Consider the following 16,845-nt stretch of genomic DNA (forward strand, 5'->3'; position numbering starts at 1 on the left):
TGATATCGGCCCTTGTGTCGGAGACCGTAAGCGTGCCTACCCTTCTGTGCCAACGATTGGCGTCGCGTCGCGAGCGTGCGTTCACGCTTGTCGAGTTATTGGTGGTGATCGCCATCATTGGGATCCTCGTGGCGCTGTTGCTGCCGGCGGTGCAGGCGGCGCGCGAGTCGGCCCGGCGGATGCAGTGCAGCAGCAATCTCAAGCAGCTCGCCTTGGCGGTGCTCAACTACGAGGGATCGAAGAAGCGGCTGCCGCCGGGCGGATCGTTCGGACCGAAGCCATCGTCACCGACGGCGACGGTCAACGAGATCAGCGGCCTCAACCACAGCTGGATCGTGCACATCCTCAATGAATTCGAGGAGCGTTCGCTGTACGACCAGTTCGACCTCAAGGCCACAAACGTCGCGATGACGCCGGGATCGCCGGCGGCGAATCAGCCGGCCTCGTTGCTGTGCCCCTCGGACGGCGCGGTGGGGCGTCGGTACGAGCATCGTCTGATCAAGGCGCCCGACGGCTCGCCGTCGTACTTCGGTAAGGGGAACTACGCTGCGTTCGCCAGCGCCTACCACCTCGACCGACTCGGATACCCTGGAGCGATCCCGCTTTTCGGCCAGGAGTTGCGGAAGATTTCGGACGGCACGTCGTCGACGCTGTTGATGTCGGAAGTCCGCACGCGCGACAACGAGAAGGATTCGCGCGGCGCCTGGGCGCTACCGTGGGCCGGGTCCGCACTGCTCGCCTACGATATGCATAACATCAACGGGCCGACGGCGATCGATAACTTCGAGCCCGACCCGATCTGGCTCGAAGAAGAGTTGGCTCGGACGCCGAACGGGCTAATCTACGACTCGATCGACCGCTGCGACGACGGCGAGGGGGCGTTGTTCGAGGGGATGCCATGCTCGGGAGACAGCCGCGAAGGGTCGGCTTCGTTCCGGTCGGCAGCGCCGCGTTCGCTTCACGCCGGCGGTGTCAACACGGCGTTCCTCGACGGGCACGTTCAGTTCCTGCAAGAGGGCGTCGATCCCCGCGTCATGACGTACCTGGTCTACATCCAAGACGGCTTGGTCTTCGAGAAGCCGTAACTCCCCTGCCCCCAAGTGCTGCGCTTTAACTTATGAAAACGTATGCGACCGGCCTCGGCGCCGCGCTGGTGGTCTTGGGAATGGCGGCGCTGGTCTGGGGGATCGTCGGCCCGTCGATGGCGGGCGGCCCGAGTGCGGCGCAGCGCGACAAGGCCAAGGAGTTCCTCTCCGCCGCCGCCGACATGGAGGCCGCCGCCAGCAAAGGGAACCGCGCCGAACGCGACGCGGCGGTCGCGGGAGCCCGCGATTCGTATCGGGCGAATCGCGAAGCGGTTGAGGCGATGCAGGCCGCTCAGAAGAGCCGGCAATTCTGGCTGAAGGCCGGCGGTGGGGCGATCGCCGCCCTCGGGGTCGGGCTGCTGCTGATGAATCGGCCCAAGTAATTCCCCGAATGGGCCGGAGCCCGGCGATGATCCGTCGTTTTCTGATGCTAGTGGTGGCAGGCGTCGCGCTCGCCCCCGGTCGCGCCTCCGCGATCGATATTGTCCTGGACTACACGCTCGACGAGCAGAACTGGAATTGGTTCTCGGGTACGGCGGCGGGGCTCGAGCGCCGCGCCGCGCTCGACGCCGCGGCGGGGTTCTTGTCGGCGATCCTTACCGACGACGATTGGGACGCCGTCGCGATCGACTCGACAGCGATCGGCCTCTACGACTTGTTCCAGTCGAGCATCAACGGCTTCGACGGCTTGCCGGTCAGCGGGACGGCGGAGTCGGACGGCGCCGGGTACTCGTACAACCTGCCGATCTCGAACCGCTCGACGGTCGGCGCGAACGAGTTCGTCGTCTACGTGACGGCGTTCGCGTTCGACAACCGATCGACGGCTCACGCCAAGGCGAGCGCCAACGGCGCCGCGCGGCGCAACGCGGCGGGCGCGGCGGGAGCCGAGTTCAGCACGTGGGGGGGCGACGTGCTGTTCGACCTCAGCGACACGTGGTACGCGGGGCAGAACCCGGGGATCGACCCGACCGATGACTACGGCGTGCAGGACCCGGACAAGACGCCGGCGAGCGACATTACGACCGACAACTGGGACTTCTCGACCTCGTCGTTCACCTGGAAGGGTTACGACCTCGAGAAGACCGACCCGGCGGCCGACGGGCGGCTCGACTTGTACGCGACGGCGCTGCACGAGTTGGTGCATACGCTCGGCATGACGACCGCGAACGTGCCGATCTATATCGGGACCAACGCGCAAGGCGAGCTCATCGGCGAGAACGTGACGGCGGTCTACGGCGGCCCCGTGCCGGCCTCCGGCGGTCACGTGGCGCAGAACGTCGAGTCGGTCGTGTGGGGCTCGGACGGGATCGTCTCGGAGGCGCTGCTCGACCCGAACTCCTTGCGCGGCGTGCGGAAGTACCTGACGGAGCTCGACGCCGCCCTGCTGCGTGACCTGGGCTACACGGTCGCGACCGGCTTCGCCACGCCGCTGCCGGGCGACTACAACGACGACGGCCTGGTGGACGCGGCGGACTACACGGTGTGGCGCGACGGCGGTTCGCCCGACGATTCGGTCGAGGGTTACAACGTGTGGGCGGGCAACTACGGCGCGACGGCGCCGGCGAGCCGTGCATCGGCGGAGGGCTCGGCGGTTCCCGAGCCGGGGGCGATCGTGTTGCTCGGCTCGCTGCTGACGTTGACGGCGCTGGAGCGGCGTGGTCGCTAAAGCTTTTCTTGGGGCGACTCCGGGCGCTGACGGGCATTGGCGATCGAGAGGTTCTGTTACACGATCGGCGAAGAACCGGGGGCTACCAACAGGCGTTCAAGTACTGAGAACGGTTGTCTCCGGGTCGCCCGCGGTATCCGCCGCGGCTCGTCGGTCCGACGCAGATTTGATCGGCGAGCCGAAGCCGTGGAAGAAGACGATTCCAAAATCGTTCTTGGCCCCCTGCGCCGTCAGATGGACCGCGGCCGATTTTGACCGAGGTGTGCACAGCGAAGGACGACCTCGGCGAGTTAGCTCGCCGCCGAACTGGGGCCGGGCGATGCAACCTCAGCGAATTGCGAGCGGGGATTCTGACGCATGTGGCCAATCGGCTTCTGATATAATGGGGTCCTCGCAGCGGGTGCTTGAGTGGGCGACCACCGGATTCGCGCGCACCCCCGAATCTTGTGTGCCGCCATGAAACGCCGCCGGTTCTTGCCGACGTTGCTACTGGTGTCTCTGGCCGTGCCTTTCGTCGGCTCCGTGTCAGCCCAGCCGCTCGATCCGTTCGACTACGCGTCGCTCGGCACGCTTAATCTGTCGGTGGGCGACTACACGATCGACACCGACACGCTGACGATCTTCGACAACACGGTGCCCGGCGAGCCGCTCTTCACCGGTGTCGTCGATAACCAGAACGGGCAGGCCGACACGTTCGGCGGTGTCTGGGACCAGATCGCCAACCCGGGCCAGCTCGGCATCCCCGAGATCGCCGTATTTGCGTTTGACGACATCGCCCTCCAGCCGACGGCCAACATCACGATCACCGGGACGCGGGCGATCGCTCTCCTGTCGCGCGGCGACGCAACCATCGGAACCGCACTTTCGGTCGACGGTTTCGACGGCGATCAGCTCAACACGATCGGACTCGGCGGGGCAGGCGGGGCAGGCGGCTTCGCCGGGGGCGAGCTCGTGGAGCCCGCGTCCTCTATCTTCGAAGGCCTCGCCGGCCACGGACCGGGAGGCGGAGCGGGCACGGGAGCGATCGCGGGAAGCTTCGAGTTCACCGGGCCGCCCGGCGCGGGCGCCTTCGGGGGCCGCGGGTCCGACGGGTCCGGCGGAGCGCCGGGGGGATCGGCGTACGGCGACCTGACCGACGTACTGCAAGGCGGAAGCGGGGGCGGCGGAGCGGGGAATGTCGGATTCGGGCGCACCGGCAGCGGGGGCGGGGGCGCCATCGAACTCTCCGCGAGCGGTATCCTCGACATCGACGCCGACATCACGGCCCGCGGCGGCGAGTTGTTTGGACCCGGTTCCGGGGGCGGTATCCGGCTCTCGGCCAGCCGCATTCGACTCGACGCATCGCTGCTGGCTCACGCCGGCTCGACTTCCAGCGGAGCGGGGACCGCCGGTGGAGGCCGGGTCTACCTCGCCGGACAGGTGGCCAACGACTTCATCTATACCGTCGGCCAACCCTCGGACGCGCTCGGACTGGCCGACTTTTCGACTATCAACGTGGCGTCGAGCAGCGGCAGTTCAGCGGAAACCGGTCCAGAGTTCTTCGGCGTGATCACGCTCAGCCCCGCCCTGACCATCGTCCCCAGCGCGCAGTCCCTCGATCTGTCCAAGCCGATCGACGCAAGCAACCCCGCTGAATCGCTTAACTTGTTCCTCGTGCCCCTCAACGTGCAGGTCCATCGCAGCGGCACGATCGACATCGCCGAAGGCGTGGAGATCGCGCCGGCCCAAGAGATCACGCTCGCCGCCGCCGACGCGCGTGTTCTCAGCTCCACGACCGCAACCGCCATCCTATCCAACGATGGCTCGATCTCAGGCACGGGCCGCGTCGAAACCCTCTTCAACAACCGCGACGGCGGCGCCGTTAATGCCGTCAACGACACGCTCACGTTCACTCGCCAAGCGTCAGCCGCCGGTGGGTCGGAGATCAACGCGATCAACTCGACGCTCGCTTTCGAGCAGGGCCTCAACCTCGCCGGCGATCTCAACCTCATCAACACTACCTTCGAGGGAGACCTCGTCAACAACGGCAGTGTCTCCCTCGCCGGCGTAAACACCTTCACGGGCGCCGTGTCGGGCACGGGCACGTTCACCGGCACCGGGACTGGCGCGTTCGCGGGCACGCTCGCTCCGGGTAACAGCCCCGGCCTCGTATCCTTTGAGGGCGATTTCGAGCTCGGGCCAACCGGGACCCTCAAGATCGAGATCGCCGGCACGACGCCCGGCGCCGAGCACGATCGGGTCGAAGTCGGCGGCTTCGCGACGCTGGAAGGCGCGCTCGACGTGACGTTGCTCGACGGCTTCGTCCCCCAGCTCGGCGACAGCTTTGCGTTCTTGTTCGCCAGTGGTGCGTTCGACGCGAGCTTCGCCGCGATCAACCTGCCCGACCTGTCGGCCTCGGGCCTCGCCTGGGAACTCAACCCGGGCGGGTCGACGCTCTTTCTCGAAGCCGTTCCGGCGCTCGACGGCGACTTCAACCTCGACGGCACGGTCGACGCCGCCGACTACACCGTCTGGCGTGACGGCCTCGGCACGATGTTCACGCCCGGCGAATACGACGTATGGTCAGCCAACTTTGGGGCGACCGCCCCGGCATCGTCGATATCGGTACCCGAACCGACCGCTGGCCTTCTGCTGATAATCGCTGTCACCGCAGGACAACAACGGCGACGGAACTGAAGGCGGTTGGACCAACACCAGCAAGTTGGCGGCTTGTCCAACTGAAGGCGGTGGCGAAGACCTCCGAGGCAGGGCTGTCGATTTGAACGCGGCCGTACGGCGTCAATAGACGAGCCGCCGCGGGCTGGTCGATCGTCGCAATGCGGCCCGGTCCGAACCTGCGCAGGCCGTAAACACCGACGCCGTTCGGGAGAGACGTAATATTCTTTGGTACTTGTCCTAGATGTAGTCCGCCTGTGCGCGACGAAGCCCTCGCCAAGATCACCGGCGGTCTCCGCGCCATTTATCACACGCTCGGCCTCCCCGGCAAGCATCCGCTCATGGACGCGCACGCCACGCTCGACGCCGTCGTGCTGAAGGCCTACGGCTTCTCGGCGAAGAAGGACCTGCTGAAGCAACTGCTCGACCTCAACCACGAGGTGGCCGCGCGCGAGGCGAAGGGCCAGAGCGTCACGGCGCCTGGCGTGTCGAAGGGTTATCCCAAGCCGGCGAAGCTCGTCACCGATGATTGCATTCGGCCGGCGGAATGAGGGCGATTGCGGGTTGGGGATTGCGGGTTGGGGATTGCGGATTGGAAGCCGTGCTGAACCGGACGCAAAGGCGTCCCCCGTCCCTCAGACCCTCCGTGGCGGCGCCCGCGGCTAGCGCCGACGGCTCATGGTCGGCTGAGTTCGGGCGCCTGATTTTGTCGCGAATCGTGGCTTTATTGATTCGAAAATTGGCCGGTGATGCGGTACAATAGGGGTTCACTTGTTCACCATAACGAACCCGCCGTGGAAGCCGACCGGGAGACCGCGTTGAATCGGGTGTTGCCGATCTTTGTTTGCTTGTTCGCCGTGCTGCTAACCGGCGCGCTGGGCGCCGCGCAGACGGTCGCTTGGCCCGAGCCGACCCAATCCGCGCGGCCGTGGACGCGGTGGTGGCAGCATGGGTCGGCGGTGGACGAGGCGAACCTGACGCGGCTCTTGGAAGAGTACCATCGCGTCGGCCTCGGCGGCGTGGAGATCACGTGCATCTACGGCGTGAAGGGCGAGCCGCACCCGAATCGTGTGTACCGTTCGGACGCGTGGCGCGAGGCGATCCGCCATGCGATCGACGAGGCGACGCGGCTCGGCATGGGCGTCGATCTGCCGGCGGGGTCGGGCTGGCGGATGGGGGACCCCGAGCTGCCGATGGAGTTGGCGAACAATCGCTTGGTGCTCGGCCACGAGGACGTGACCGGGCCGCGAGAGGTAACGATCACGTTCGACGGCAGGCTGACGCCGCAAGCGGCGAAGGCGACCTCGGCCGGCGGCGAGTCGGTCGACCTGACGGACTTCATCGAAAGCGACGGGCTCAATGGCAGTCGGCTCGTGTGGTCGGCGCCCGCGGGCGAGTGGCGGATCGATACGGCCGCGTATCGCTGGGCGGGGGACAGGGTGAAGCGTCCCGGACCCGGCGGCGAGGGGATGAACATCAACCCGTTCTGGCGGGATTCGGTCGAGGATTTCTTAACCCGCTTCGCGAAGGACATGCCGGGCTTCGAGGGGGTCCGCGCGCAGTTCCACGACTCGTTCGAGTACGAGGGGGACTGGCAGCCGGAGTTCTTTGCGGAGTTCGCCGAGCGCCGCGGCTACCGACTCGAAGAGCATCTGGCCGAGCTTGCTGGCGAGGGGGACGCCGAGCGGGTTGGCCGCGTCAAAGCCGACTATCGGTTGACGCTCGATGACCTCGTGCGTGAGGACTTGATCGGCACGTGGAACGAGTGGTCGCACGGCCACGGGATGCTCACCCGCAATCAGTCGCACGGCTCGCCGGCGAACTGGCTTGATCTGTACGCGGCGGTGGATATCCCGGAGATCGAGAGTTTTGGGCGGCTCACCGGCGGCGACGCCGACCCACTAGTGCTGAAGTTCGCCTCGTCCGCGGCGAACGTGGCGGGCAAGAAGCACGTCTCGGCGGAGACCGCGACGTGGCTCGACGAGCACTTCAACGTGACGCTCGCGCAGGTAAAGCAAAACGTCGATCGGCTGCTGCTCGCGGGCGTGAACCACGTCGTCTACCATGGGACGGCCTACTCGCCCGACGACGCGGCGTGGCCGGGCTGGTTGTTCTACGCGTCGACGCAGTTCAACCCGCAGAACCCGATCTGGCGCGACTTCCCGGCGCTGAACGATTACGTCACGCGCGTGCAGTCGGTGCTGCAAGCGACGCGGCCCGACAGCGATGTGCTGTTGTACTGGCCGATCAGCAACCTGCGGCACGACCCGAACGGCTTGCGGCAAGACTTCCGTGTTCACAACAGCCACCGCTGGTTCACCGACCAGCCGATCGGCGCCGCCGCGGAGGCGATGCAAGAACGCGGCATGTCATTCGACTATGTGTCGGATCGGTTGCTCGCCAGGTGCGAAGCGAGCGACGAAGGGGGCGTCAGCGCGCCGAGCGGCGCCGTGTATCGGGCGGTCGTGGTTCCGCAGGCGGAACACATGCCGCTAGAGACGATCCGCAAGCTGGCGGAGCTCGCCGAAGCGGGTTGCCCAGTGCTGTTCTGGGGCGGGCTGCCGCGGAGCTTGCCGGGGCTCGAGGGCGCCGCCGACGCGCAGCGCTGGAGCAACGTGAGGAAGCGTTTCGGGGCGGCGGCGAAGCGGCTGGAGGAGAAGGCGCTACGGGGCGCGGACCTGCCTGCCCTGCTCTCTCAAGCGGCCATGCGCAGCGAACGCTGGGCGGCGGCCAACGGCGTCGGCTTCCTGCGTCGGCAGCGCGACGACGGCGTCGTGTATTTGCTTTGCAACCAGCGCGACGAAGCGCTCGATACGTGGATCGAGCCCGAGGTCGAGTCGGACGGCGCCGTCTTGATGGACCCCGCGACGGGTCGCGTCGGCGCCGCGGCGCAGCAGATGACCGGCGAGCACCACCGCCGCGTGCGCGTGCAGCTCGAGCCCCATGAGACGGTGCTGCTGGTGATGACGGCCGACCCTGTGAAGGCAGAGCCTTGGCGTTATCACGACGCAGAAGGCAAAGCCCAGACGCTTACTGGTTGGACAGTCACTTTTATCGATGGCGGGCCGACGAAGCCGGCGCCGTATACGTCGGAGGAGCCGCGGGCGTGGACCGAATCGGATGACCCGGCGGCCGAGTCGTTCGCGGGCACGGCGCGATACGCCTGCGAGTTCGACGCGCCGGGCGACACCGGGCGTTATCGGCTCGAGCTTGGCGACGTGCTCGGCAGCGCGGCGGTGCGGATCAACGGCGAGGAGATCGGCACGCTCATTGGCCCCTCGTTCGCCATCGACGTCGCGGGGCTGAAGCCCTCTGGCAATCGATTGGAGATCGACGTCACGGGCGTCGCCGCCAACCGCCTCCGCGACCTCGATCGCCGCGGCGTGGATTGGCGTCTCTTTGAAGACATCAACATCGTCGGCATCGATTACAAGCCGCTCGATGCGTCGGCCTGGCCGGTGCGGCCACTGGGGCTGCGCGGCCCCGTCATGCTGACGCCGTTGCGGGGCGATTGACGAGGGGTGATGGCGTCTGCGTGTCAGTGAAATCGTCGGCGTCGCTGGATGAATCGTGGCGCAGCGTACTTCATTTTGCCGTTGCGTCTCGCGCTGAGACGCTGAGGGTAGGCAGCGAAGACTCACGCAAAGCCGCCAAGGCGCAAAGATAAAGTCTCTTAGAAAGCATCGCGGCCGCATACGACCGCGCAGGAGCGTGTTCTTGGCGGCTTGGCGCCTTGGCGTGAGTCTCGAAGGCATCCAACTCTGTACCTCTGCCTCTCTGCGCGAGACATCCCCACGTTGCTCCGTGGATCAGCGCGAGGTTAGATACGCTACGACGAGATGAGGCATGCTCTAAGCCCAGAGCGTCATCAGGCGAAGTGTCCTTCGACGCCGAATCTTCATCGAAAGCGGTTCCGTCCGCTCCATGCCGACGTCATCGCCCGCGCGCTTGAACTTCGAGGGCTGACACGATCGCCACAGTCGCGTACGGTCCGGAGATACCCCCGGGCGCCATCCACCGCGGCACGGACCGTGTGGCATGGATTGTGCTCCCGCGGTTAGCGAACTCTCCTTTCACGTCACGTGCTCCTTTCACGACGGCTCATCCCCGACGGCGAGGCCCCGATGTCGATCGCTCTTACGCCCTTCACGGGCTCCGCTGCCGCACGCTTCCTCCACGATGTCCGCGCCGGCTTGCGTCAGCCGCAGAAGCGGTTGCCGTGCAAGTATCTGTATGACCAACGCGGTTCGGAGCTGTTCGATCAGATCTGCGACCTTGATGAGTACTATCCGACGCGCACCGAACTGGCGATCACGCGGCGGTACGCGGGCGAGATCGCCGATCAGATCGGCGCGGGCGCGGCGCTGGTGGAGTATGGCAGCGGCAGCAGCGTGAAGACGCGGCTGCTGCTTGACGAGCTATCGGACGCGCGGGCCTATGTGCCGGTGGACATCTCGCGCGAGCACCTGGCGTCGGCGGCGGGGCGGATCGCGACGGCGTATCCCTCGCTCGACGTGCTGCCAGTCTGCGCGGATTTCACCCAGGAGCTGGTGCTGCCGGTGTTCCCCAGGCAGCCAACGCACTCGGCCGTTTACTTCCCCGGATCGACAATCGGCAACTTCCCGCCGTCCGCCGCTCAAGAACTGCTGCGGTCGATTCGTGGGACGGTCGGCGTCGGCGGCGGGGCGATCCTCGGAATCGACTTGCAGAAGCCCGTCGAGGTGGTGACCGCCGCTTACAACGACGCCGAGGGGGTCACCGCGGCCTTCAATCTCAACTTGCTCGAGCGGATCAACCGCGAGCTCGGCGCCGATTTCTGCGTCGATGACTTCGAGCACCGCGCGGATTACAACGCCAAGCACGGCCGCATCGACATGCTGCTGGTGGCGCAGCGCGACCAGGTCGTCGAGATCGCCGGCGAGCAGGTCGAGTTCCAAGCGGGCGAGACGATCCACACCGAGCACTCGCACAAGTACACGCTCGACGGCTTCGCCGAACTCGCCGCCGAGGCGGGGCTCACGATGCACAAGGCATGGACCGACGCGAAACGCTGGTTTGCGGTCGTGCACTTGGTTGCCGAGTGATCCGTGCGTGGCCGAGTGATCTGCGCGAATGATCCGTGATTGGGCGCCCCCACCAACTTGTTCGAGGTCTCAAGCATGACGCTGCTAACCGAAACCGCTACCGAGCGACCGGCCACGCTGCTTGACGACTATCGGCGCGTGCGGCGTTTCAGCGAGCGGCTCGCCGAGACGCTCTCTCCCGAGGACGCAACGCTTCAGTCGATGACCAGCGCGAGCCCGACGAAGTGGCACCTCGCGCACACGACGTGGTTCTTCGAGACGTTCTTGCTGCGGGAGTCAATCGACTACGCTCCTTTCGATCCGGTCTTCCAGACCCTCTTCAACTCCTACTACAACACGGTCGGCGTCCCCTACCCGCGCGACAAGCGGGGTCTCTTGTCGCGGCCTTCGCTGGAGATGACGCTCGACTATCGGCGGAGCGTCGACGAACACGTCGAGCGGTTGCTGTCCGCGGACGACCTGAGCGACGAGCAGCGGCGCGTGATGGTGCTAGGGCTGCACCACGAGCAGCAGCACCAGGAATTGATCGTCACCGACATCAAGCACGCCCTCGCGCACAACCCGCTCGACCCGATCTATCGCGAAGGGGCGTTTCGACTTGGCGTCGCGCCGAAGCTTGAGTGGCTCGAGCGCGACGGAGGCGTCCGGCCGATCGGTCACGACGGCGAGGGGTTCGGTTTCGACTGCGAAGGGCCGCGGCACGACGCGTTGCTGCGGCCGCATCGGCTAGCGACTCGGCCCGTCAGTTGTGGCGAGTATCTCGAGTTCATGAAGGACCGCGGTTACGAAACGCCGCAGCTGTGGCTCTCCGACGGCTGGCACGCGGTGCAGACCGAGGGCTGGCGGGCGCCGCTGTACTGGCGTGACGAAGGGGACGGCGAGTGGACGGCGTTCACCGCCGCCGGCCGGCAGACGATCGACCCCGCAGCGCCGGTGTGCCACGTGAGTTACTTCGAGGCCGACGCCTACGCCCGCTGGGCCGGAGCGCGGCTGCCTCTTGAGGAAGAACTGGAGACGGCGACCGAGTCGTTGCCGATGGAAGGCGACTTCGCCGACACGCTGATCGACGCCGGCTGGGCGCTGCACCCGCAACCGCTCGCCGCCGCGGAGCGCGGCCTCGCGCAACCGTTTGGCGCCGTGTGGGAATGGACCGCGAGCCCCTTCACGGCCTATCCCGGCTACCGCCCGCCCGACGGCGCGCTGGGCGAGTACAACGGCAAGTTCATGTGCAACCAGTTCGTGTTGCGCGGCGGCTCGGTCGCGACGCCGAGCGGACACCTGCGGGCGACTTATCGGAACTTCTTTCCGGCGACGGCGCGGTGGCAGTTTAGTGGGGTGCGGTTGGCGCGATAAAGGCGTCGTAGTAACTCAACGCTGATTCCGCACGGCAGCTGGGTTAGAAGAGACGGCCGCCTTCGGGATGTCACGCACGAAAACTTCGCCGATATCTTGAGGCTTCGCCTCTTCATCGTCTGGCAATGTCCTGACCGAAAAATTCTTTCCACCGAGTCGTGTGGTAGTCCTTCTGCCCCGTCGCTCTACCGTCAACTGATAGTGTTCTGGGCGAACGCCATCAAACTGAAAGCTGCCGTCCACGGCAACAGGAACTGGTGGACTCCGATAGAGCTTGCCTACTTTAGACTTCATAAAAAGTTCGTAAGCAGTTGAGCCGTCGTGCCCATTGACTGCATATCGAACCGTGATATTCGCGTAGTCGAGCCCCGCTGGGAGATGACCGACGATCGACGTGCTACGCCCTAGAGTAAATCGGGTTGGCGCCCGCTCCGCCTCGACAAGTACCGACTGATAGGGATGGCCATACCAGTTGTGCGACGCTTCTGAAACTTGGTGAGAGAAGCTGGAGTAGCCGGGCGGAACCTTGTCGATGACGAACGCGCCGCTGGCGTCCGTCGTCAGGTATTCTTTCTGATACCTGATAAGCGGCGCAGCCTCGTTCAAATACTGAACGCAGAGCCTCACACCTGCATTCGGCAGGACGCCCCAATCAAGTTTACCCTCAATTCTCCCCCAAGGATGGAGCTTGAGATCGTCGCCCGCCTTGTACTCAGCCAAGGGCTTGGTGACGAACCCGGATGCATGGGCAACGACGATCCCCGCCGGCGGGAGATCATCAGGCAAAGCAAACCGGCCTTCGTCGTCGGTTTGGACAAGCGGCGGTGGATCCCAGATATCTTGTCCGTTGTCGTACTGCCAAAACGTCGTGTTGGATAACTGCCCCTCTTTTAACGTGATAGAACGGCAGTCTTGCGTTATGCCGACTTGAGCCGAACGAGCAGGCTCACCATCAGGCGTCAGGACGCGTCCAACGATCCCCAAGTCGAGCTGCAACTTGATGGTCAACTTAACCGGCTGACCCGGCGTCACGACGGTGGCTGTATCGGGGATTCGTTCTGCATGATTTCGGGCAATCGGGACCGTCACAAACGGTTTGTAACCAGGCGATTCAATTCGTATGCACTGCACGTCGTACCCTTGCCTGCCATCACGTGGCCACTGCAACTTGCCGGCAGTACACTTGGTTATCGTATGATCCTGCCACGAGTAGCCTTTGCTTGCTTCGAGCCACCCCACGCCGACAAAGAATCGGGCGTCTTCGATTGGCTCGCCGGTCTCCGCATCGACGATTTCAGCGACGACGAGCGTGTGCTGGTCGATCGCTGAGGACATGTTTGCGATGGAGCACCACAATACTACCAGTTGCCAGCAAGGGCGAGACATTCCGGAATCTCCGTAAGCTAACCAATAGGTCAAATGAGCCGCCGAACTTGTTGTACGCGGACTGTGTCTCCCCGGATACGCCAGCGGCCGAGCTTTCGGCTGCGTTGATCGAATCGCCGCGGCCGAAGGTAGCTTCCCCCGCCGCCCTCGCCGGCTTACGCTGAGGGGTCGTTTTTGGCGGCTTTCCGCCGTCCCTTGCCCCTGTCCCCGCGTCCCTCCCTCCACGTCCGTCCCTCCATCATGCCCAGCTGCGTCCTCGCTTATTCTGGTGGCCTCGACACGTCCGTTATCCTTGGTTGGCTTCAGGACCAGGGGTACGACTGCCACTGCGTCTATGTCGATGTCGGGCAGCCGTGCGAAGACCGCCAGGCGATCCTGAAGAAGGCTCACGACTGCGGCGCCAAGAGCGCGCGGATTGTGGACGTGCAGGAGGAGATGATCCGCGACTTTGCCTTCCCGGTCCTCCAGTACCAAGCGAAGTACGAGGGGATCTACCTGCTCGGCACGTCGATCGCCCGGCCGATCATCGCCAAGGCGTGTCTGCAAGTGGCGCGTGAGGTTGGCGCCGAGGCGTTCGCCCACGGCGCGACCGGCAAGGGGAACGACCAGTGCCGCTTCCAGTTGGCGGCCGAGGCGCTCGACCCGACGGTGAAGATCATCGCGCCGTGGCGGATGAAGGAGTTCCGCGATTTGTTCCCGGGCCGCACCGAGATGATCGCCTACTGCGCCGAGAAGAACATCCCGGTGAAGGCGTCGACCTCGAAGCCGTACAGCTCGGACGAGAACTGCCTGCACATCAGCTACGAGGCGGGCGAGCTCGAAGAGGTTGATAACTGCGGCGTGAGCGTCCCCGACTTCGGCATGACCGTCTCGCCGCAAGAGGCGCCGGACAAGGTTGAAGAGGTGTCGGTCGGCTTCGAGTCGGGTGTGCCGGTGAGCGTCAACGGCAAGAAGCTGTCGGCACTAGAGGTGGTGCAAGAGTTGAACACGATCGCCGGGCGTAACGGCGTCGGGCGGATCGACATCGTCGAGAACCGCTTCGTCGGCATGAAGAGCCGTGGCGTCTACGAGGCGCCGGGCATGACCGTTCTCTACGCGGCCCACTTGCAGCTCGAGCAACTGACGCTTGACCGCGACTTGGTGAACCTGCGTGACCGGATCGCGCCGGAAGTGGCGCGCGACGTTTACTATGGCTTCTGGTACACGGCGAAGATGGACGCGCTCTTGGCGTTCATCAAGGAAGCCCAGCAGCCGGTAACGGGCGAGATCAAGCTCGGCCTCTACAAAGGAACGATCGAAGTCCACGGCCGCACCAGCCCACAGAGCCTCTACGACGCGGCGGTGGCGAGCATGGAAGGGGGCGGCAGCTACGACCAAACCGACGCCGAAGGCTTCCTGCGTTTGCAAGGCCTACCGGGCCGCGTCCAGGGCACCGTGCGGCCTCGTGCTTATTGAGTCGATTTAGGTGAAGGAGATAGGGGGATGTTGGTGATAGGGGGGATCGCAAGCGGGTAGGACGCGAGGATGTACTTCGCTACGCCTTCATGTTGGCAAACTAGTTCATTATGGAGATGAGCAGGCAATCGCAGAGCGATTGCTATTTATCTCCACAAAGCTTTGCTATCGACTCACTCCTTCAAGCAACGCTGCCGGCTGGAACGCGCAATCCCTCCGCTTGCGATCCCCCCTATCACCAACATCCCCCTTATCTCCTTCCTCAATAGCGACCCGTGTACCTAACGCAGAATCCCGTCCTGCAGCATGAGTTGTTGGCGAATTTGCGCCGGCCGCGGGCGTTTTTGTTGTTGGCGGCTTATGTGGCGTTGCTGGGGGGGATCGTGCTGCTGGCTTGGCCGCAGCAGCGGGTTATTGATATGGCGCAGCCGGCCGAGGCGCAGCGGCTGGTGAATCTGTTCTTCTTGGGGCAGTACCTGCTGGCTTCGCTGATGGCGCCGAGCTTTGCGGCGGGGGCGATCACCGGTGAGAAGGAGCGGCTGTCGTTCGAGCAGCTGGTGGCGTCGCCGCTGCGGCCCGGGGCGGTGGTGCTCGGCAAGCTGCTGGCGTCGCTGACGCACTTGGCGGTGCTCGTGTTCTGCTCGCTGCCGATTGTGATGCTGTGTCTGCCGCTGGGTGGCGTCGGCTTCTACGACGTGGCGGCGGCTTATGTGGCGATGTTGTCGTCGATCGTGCTCTTCGGCATGGTGAGCTTGTGGGCGAGCAGCCTGTTTGGCCGGACCGCTGCGGCGCTGGTGGTGTCGTACCTGATGATCCTGCCGTTGGCTTTGGTGGGCGTGCTGGTGTGGATCGAGTTGCAGTCGCTCGGCGAAGCGCGGCTGTTAGTGGCGACGACCTTCGTGCCGGCCTTCTGCCTGGCGGGGTCGGTGGTGTTGTGGGACATGGCGCGGAAGCGGCTGCTTTACCCGCCCGACCTTGGCGCCGGCGGGCAGGACGTCGTTGACGTCGAGAGCGAATCGACCAAGGCGATCGGCCTGTACATCGACCGCGACGCGTTCCCCGACCGGCTCTTTGCGCCGCCGAAGCGGACTGACTTTCTGCCGGAGGGCGCCAACCCGATCTACGACAAGGAGATGCGTAGCGAGATCTTCAGCGGCGGGACGCTGATGCTGCGGATCGTGATCCAGATCTCGATGGTGCTGGCGATCCCGATCATGGGCTACTGCCTGTACGTCGCGCCGTGGCTGGCGCCGTGGCACATCGCCTACGTGCTGCTGTTCAACATGCTGTGCGGGCCCGTCTTCTCGGCGGGGAGCGTCGCCAGCGAGCGCGAACGACAGACGCTCGACCTGTTGCTGACGACGCTGATCACGCCGTGGCAGATCCTCTGGGGCAAGCTGCTCGCGGGGCTGCGCGTCTCGACGGTGTTGACGGGCTTCTTGATGTGGCCCGTGCTGCTGGCGTGCATCATCCCGATCTACACCTTCCAGAACCCGCTCAATCTGCTGACGCTTGGCGGCTACTTCGTGATCTTCTTATTGGCGTGCCTGACGACATCGCTGACGGGGCTGGTGTGCTCGACGATGTCGGCCAAGACGTCGACCGCGCTCGTGGCGAGTTATCTGGTGATCATCACGTTGTTCCTGGCGCCACTCGCCGGCAAGTACTTCGCCGACACGTTCTACCGCGGAACGCCGGCGGGCGAGGCCATGGCGGCGGCGAGCGCGGTGAGCCCGTTTGCGGCGGCTTTCGCGTTGCCGCTCGACTACGACCGCGAAAAAGCCGCCGACAACCCCGCCGCCGAAGCGGCCCAGGCAAAGGGTGAGCCGGTGCTGTTCTTCGCCCACGTGGGTTGGTCGGTGGTCTACAACACGGCGCTGTTGGGCCTGTTGATGTGGCTCTTCAAGACGCGTTGGCGCGTCGCGGATTGAACCTTTCTGCACGGATTGCCCGAATGGGCAAGGGTCTAAAATGCCCTCGGTGTAGCGGCAAAACCGCCAATCCCATCCGTGGCATCCGTGTAATCCGTGGTTCCTCGTAACCAAACCGCGATAGACGGTATTAAATAGCGGCGACCCCCTACCCTCGCGACGATCCCTCGAAACCTCGCGGTCTGTTTGACGGCCCTGGCAGCCCAGGGCAAACTACGCGGAGCGGCGTC

The 16,845-nt window shown here is 65.1% G+C and carries 11 protein-coding genes; 10 read left to right on the forward strand and 1 reads right to left on the reverse strand.

What is annotated here, in order from left to right:
• The first annotated feature begins 32 nt into the window (after positions 1 to 32).
• The 8 genes from Spa11_RS17725 to egtB all read left to right on the forward strand — a co-directional run bounded on the left by Spa11_RS17725 (position 33) and on the right by egtB (position 11,843).
• A complete protein-coding gene (locus tag Spa11_RS17725) occupies positions 33 to 1,085 on the forward strand; it encodes a DUF1559 domain-containing protein (RefSeq protein ID WP_197529488.1) in 1,053 nt (350 codons plus the stop codon).
• A 32-nt stretch (positions 1,086 to 1,117) separates the two neighbouring features.
• Entirely contained in the window at positions 1,118 to 1,468 is a 351-nt protein-coding gene (locus Spa11_RS17730; protein WP_145114688.1) for a hypothetical protein, read from the forward strand.
• 26 nt (positions 1,469 to 1,494) lie between these two features.
• A complete protein-coding gene (locus tag Spa11_RS17735) occupies positions 1,495 to 2,751 on the forward strand; it encodes a hypothetical protein (RefSeq protein ID WP_145114690.1) in 1,257 nt (418 codons plus the stop codon).
• Between the two features lie 456 nt (positions 2,752 to 3,207).
• The gene (locus tag Spa11_RS23465; protein WP_145114694.1) at positions 3,208 to 5,427 is read left to right on the forward strand and encodes a hypothetical protein; all 2,220 of its coding nucleotides are present in this window, start codon (positions 3,208 to 3,210) and stop codon (positions 5,425 to 5,427) included.
• A gap of 236 nt (positions 5,428 to 5,663) precedes the next feature.
• Positions 5,664 to 5,957, forward strand: coding sequence for a hypothetical protein (locus Spa11_RS17745; RefSeq protein ID WP_145114696.1), 294 nt, complete (start codon positions 5,664 to 5,666; stop codon positions 5,955 to 5,957).
• Positions 5,958 to 6,200: 243 nt separating this feature from the next.
• Entirely contained in the window at positions 6,201 to 8,921 is a 2,721-nt protein-coding gene (locus Spa11_RS17750; RefSeq protein ID WP_197529489.1) for a glycosyl hydrolase, read from the forward strand.
• A gap of 609 nt (positions 8,922 to 9,530) precedes the next feature.
• The gene (gene egtD, locus Spa11_RS17755; protein ID WP_145114700.1) at positions 9,531 to 10,490 is read left to right on the forward strand and encodes an L-histidine N(alpha)-methyltransferase; all 960 of its coding nucleotides are present in this window, start codon (positions 9,531 to 9,533) and stop codon (positions 10,488 to 10,490) included.
• A 75-nt stretch (positions 10,491 to 10,565) separates the two neighbouring features.
• Positions 10,566 to 11,843, forward strand: coding sequence for an ergothioneine biosynthesis protein EgtB (gene egtB, locus Spa11_RS17760; protein ID WP_145114702.1), 1,278 nt, complete (start codon positions 10,566 to 10,568; stop codon positions 11,841 to 11,843).
• A gap of 15 nt (positions 11,844 to 11,858) precedes the next feature.
• Here egtB and Spa11_RS17765 read toward each other — a convergent pair whose 3' ends face one another.
• Entirely contained in the window at positions 11,859 to 13,178 is a 1,320-nt protein-coding gene (locus Spa11_RS17765) for a hypothetical protein (protein ID WP_145114704.1), read from the reverse strand.
• Between the two features lie 291 nt (positions 13,179 to 13,469).
• Between Spa11_RS17765 and Spa11_RS17770 the strand changes: the two genes are divergently transcribed.
• Together Spa11_RS17770 and Spa11_RS17775 are read left to right on the forward strand one after the other, a co-directional pair.
• On the forward strand, positions 13,470 to 14,684 hold the full coding sequence (locus Spa11_RS17770) for an argininosuccinate synthase (RefSeq protein ID WP_145114706.1): 1,215 nt from the start codon (positions 13,470 to 13,472) through the stop codon (positions 14,682 to 14,684).
• A 275-nt stretch (positions 14,685 to 14,959) separates the two neighbouring features.
• Positions 14,960 to 16,615, forward strand: a complete 1,656-nt coding sequence (locus Spa11_RS17775; protein ID WP_145114708.1) for an ABC transporter permease — start codon at positions 14,960 to 14,962, stop codon at positions 16,613 to 16,615.
• The last annotated feature ends 230 nt before the right edge of the window (positions 16,616 to 16,845 follow it).

Source organism: Botrimarina mediterranea, from assembly GCF_007753265.1.
Lineage (GTDB): Bacteria > Planctomycetota > Planctomycetia > Pirellulales > Lacipirellulaceae > Botrimarina > Botrimarina mediterranea.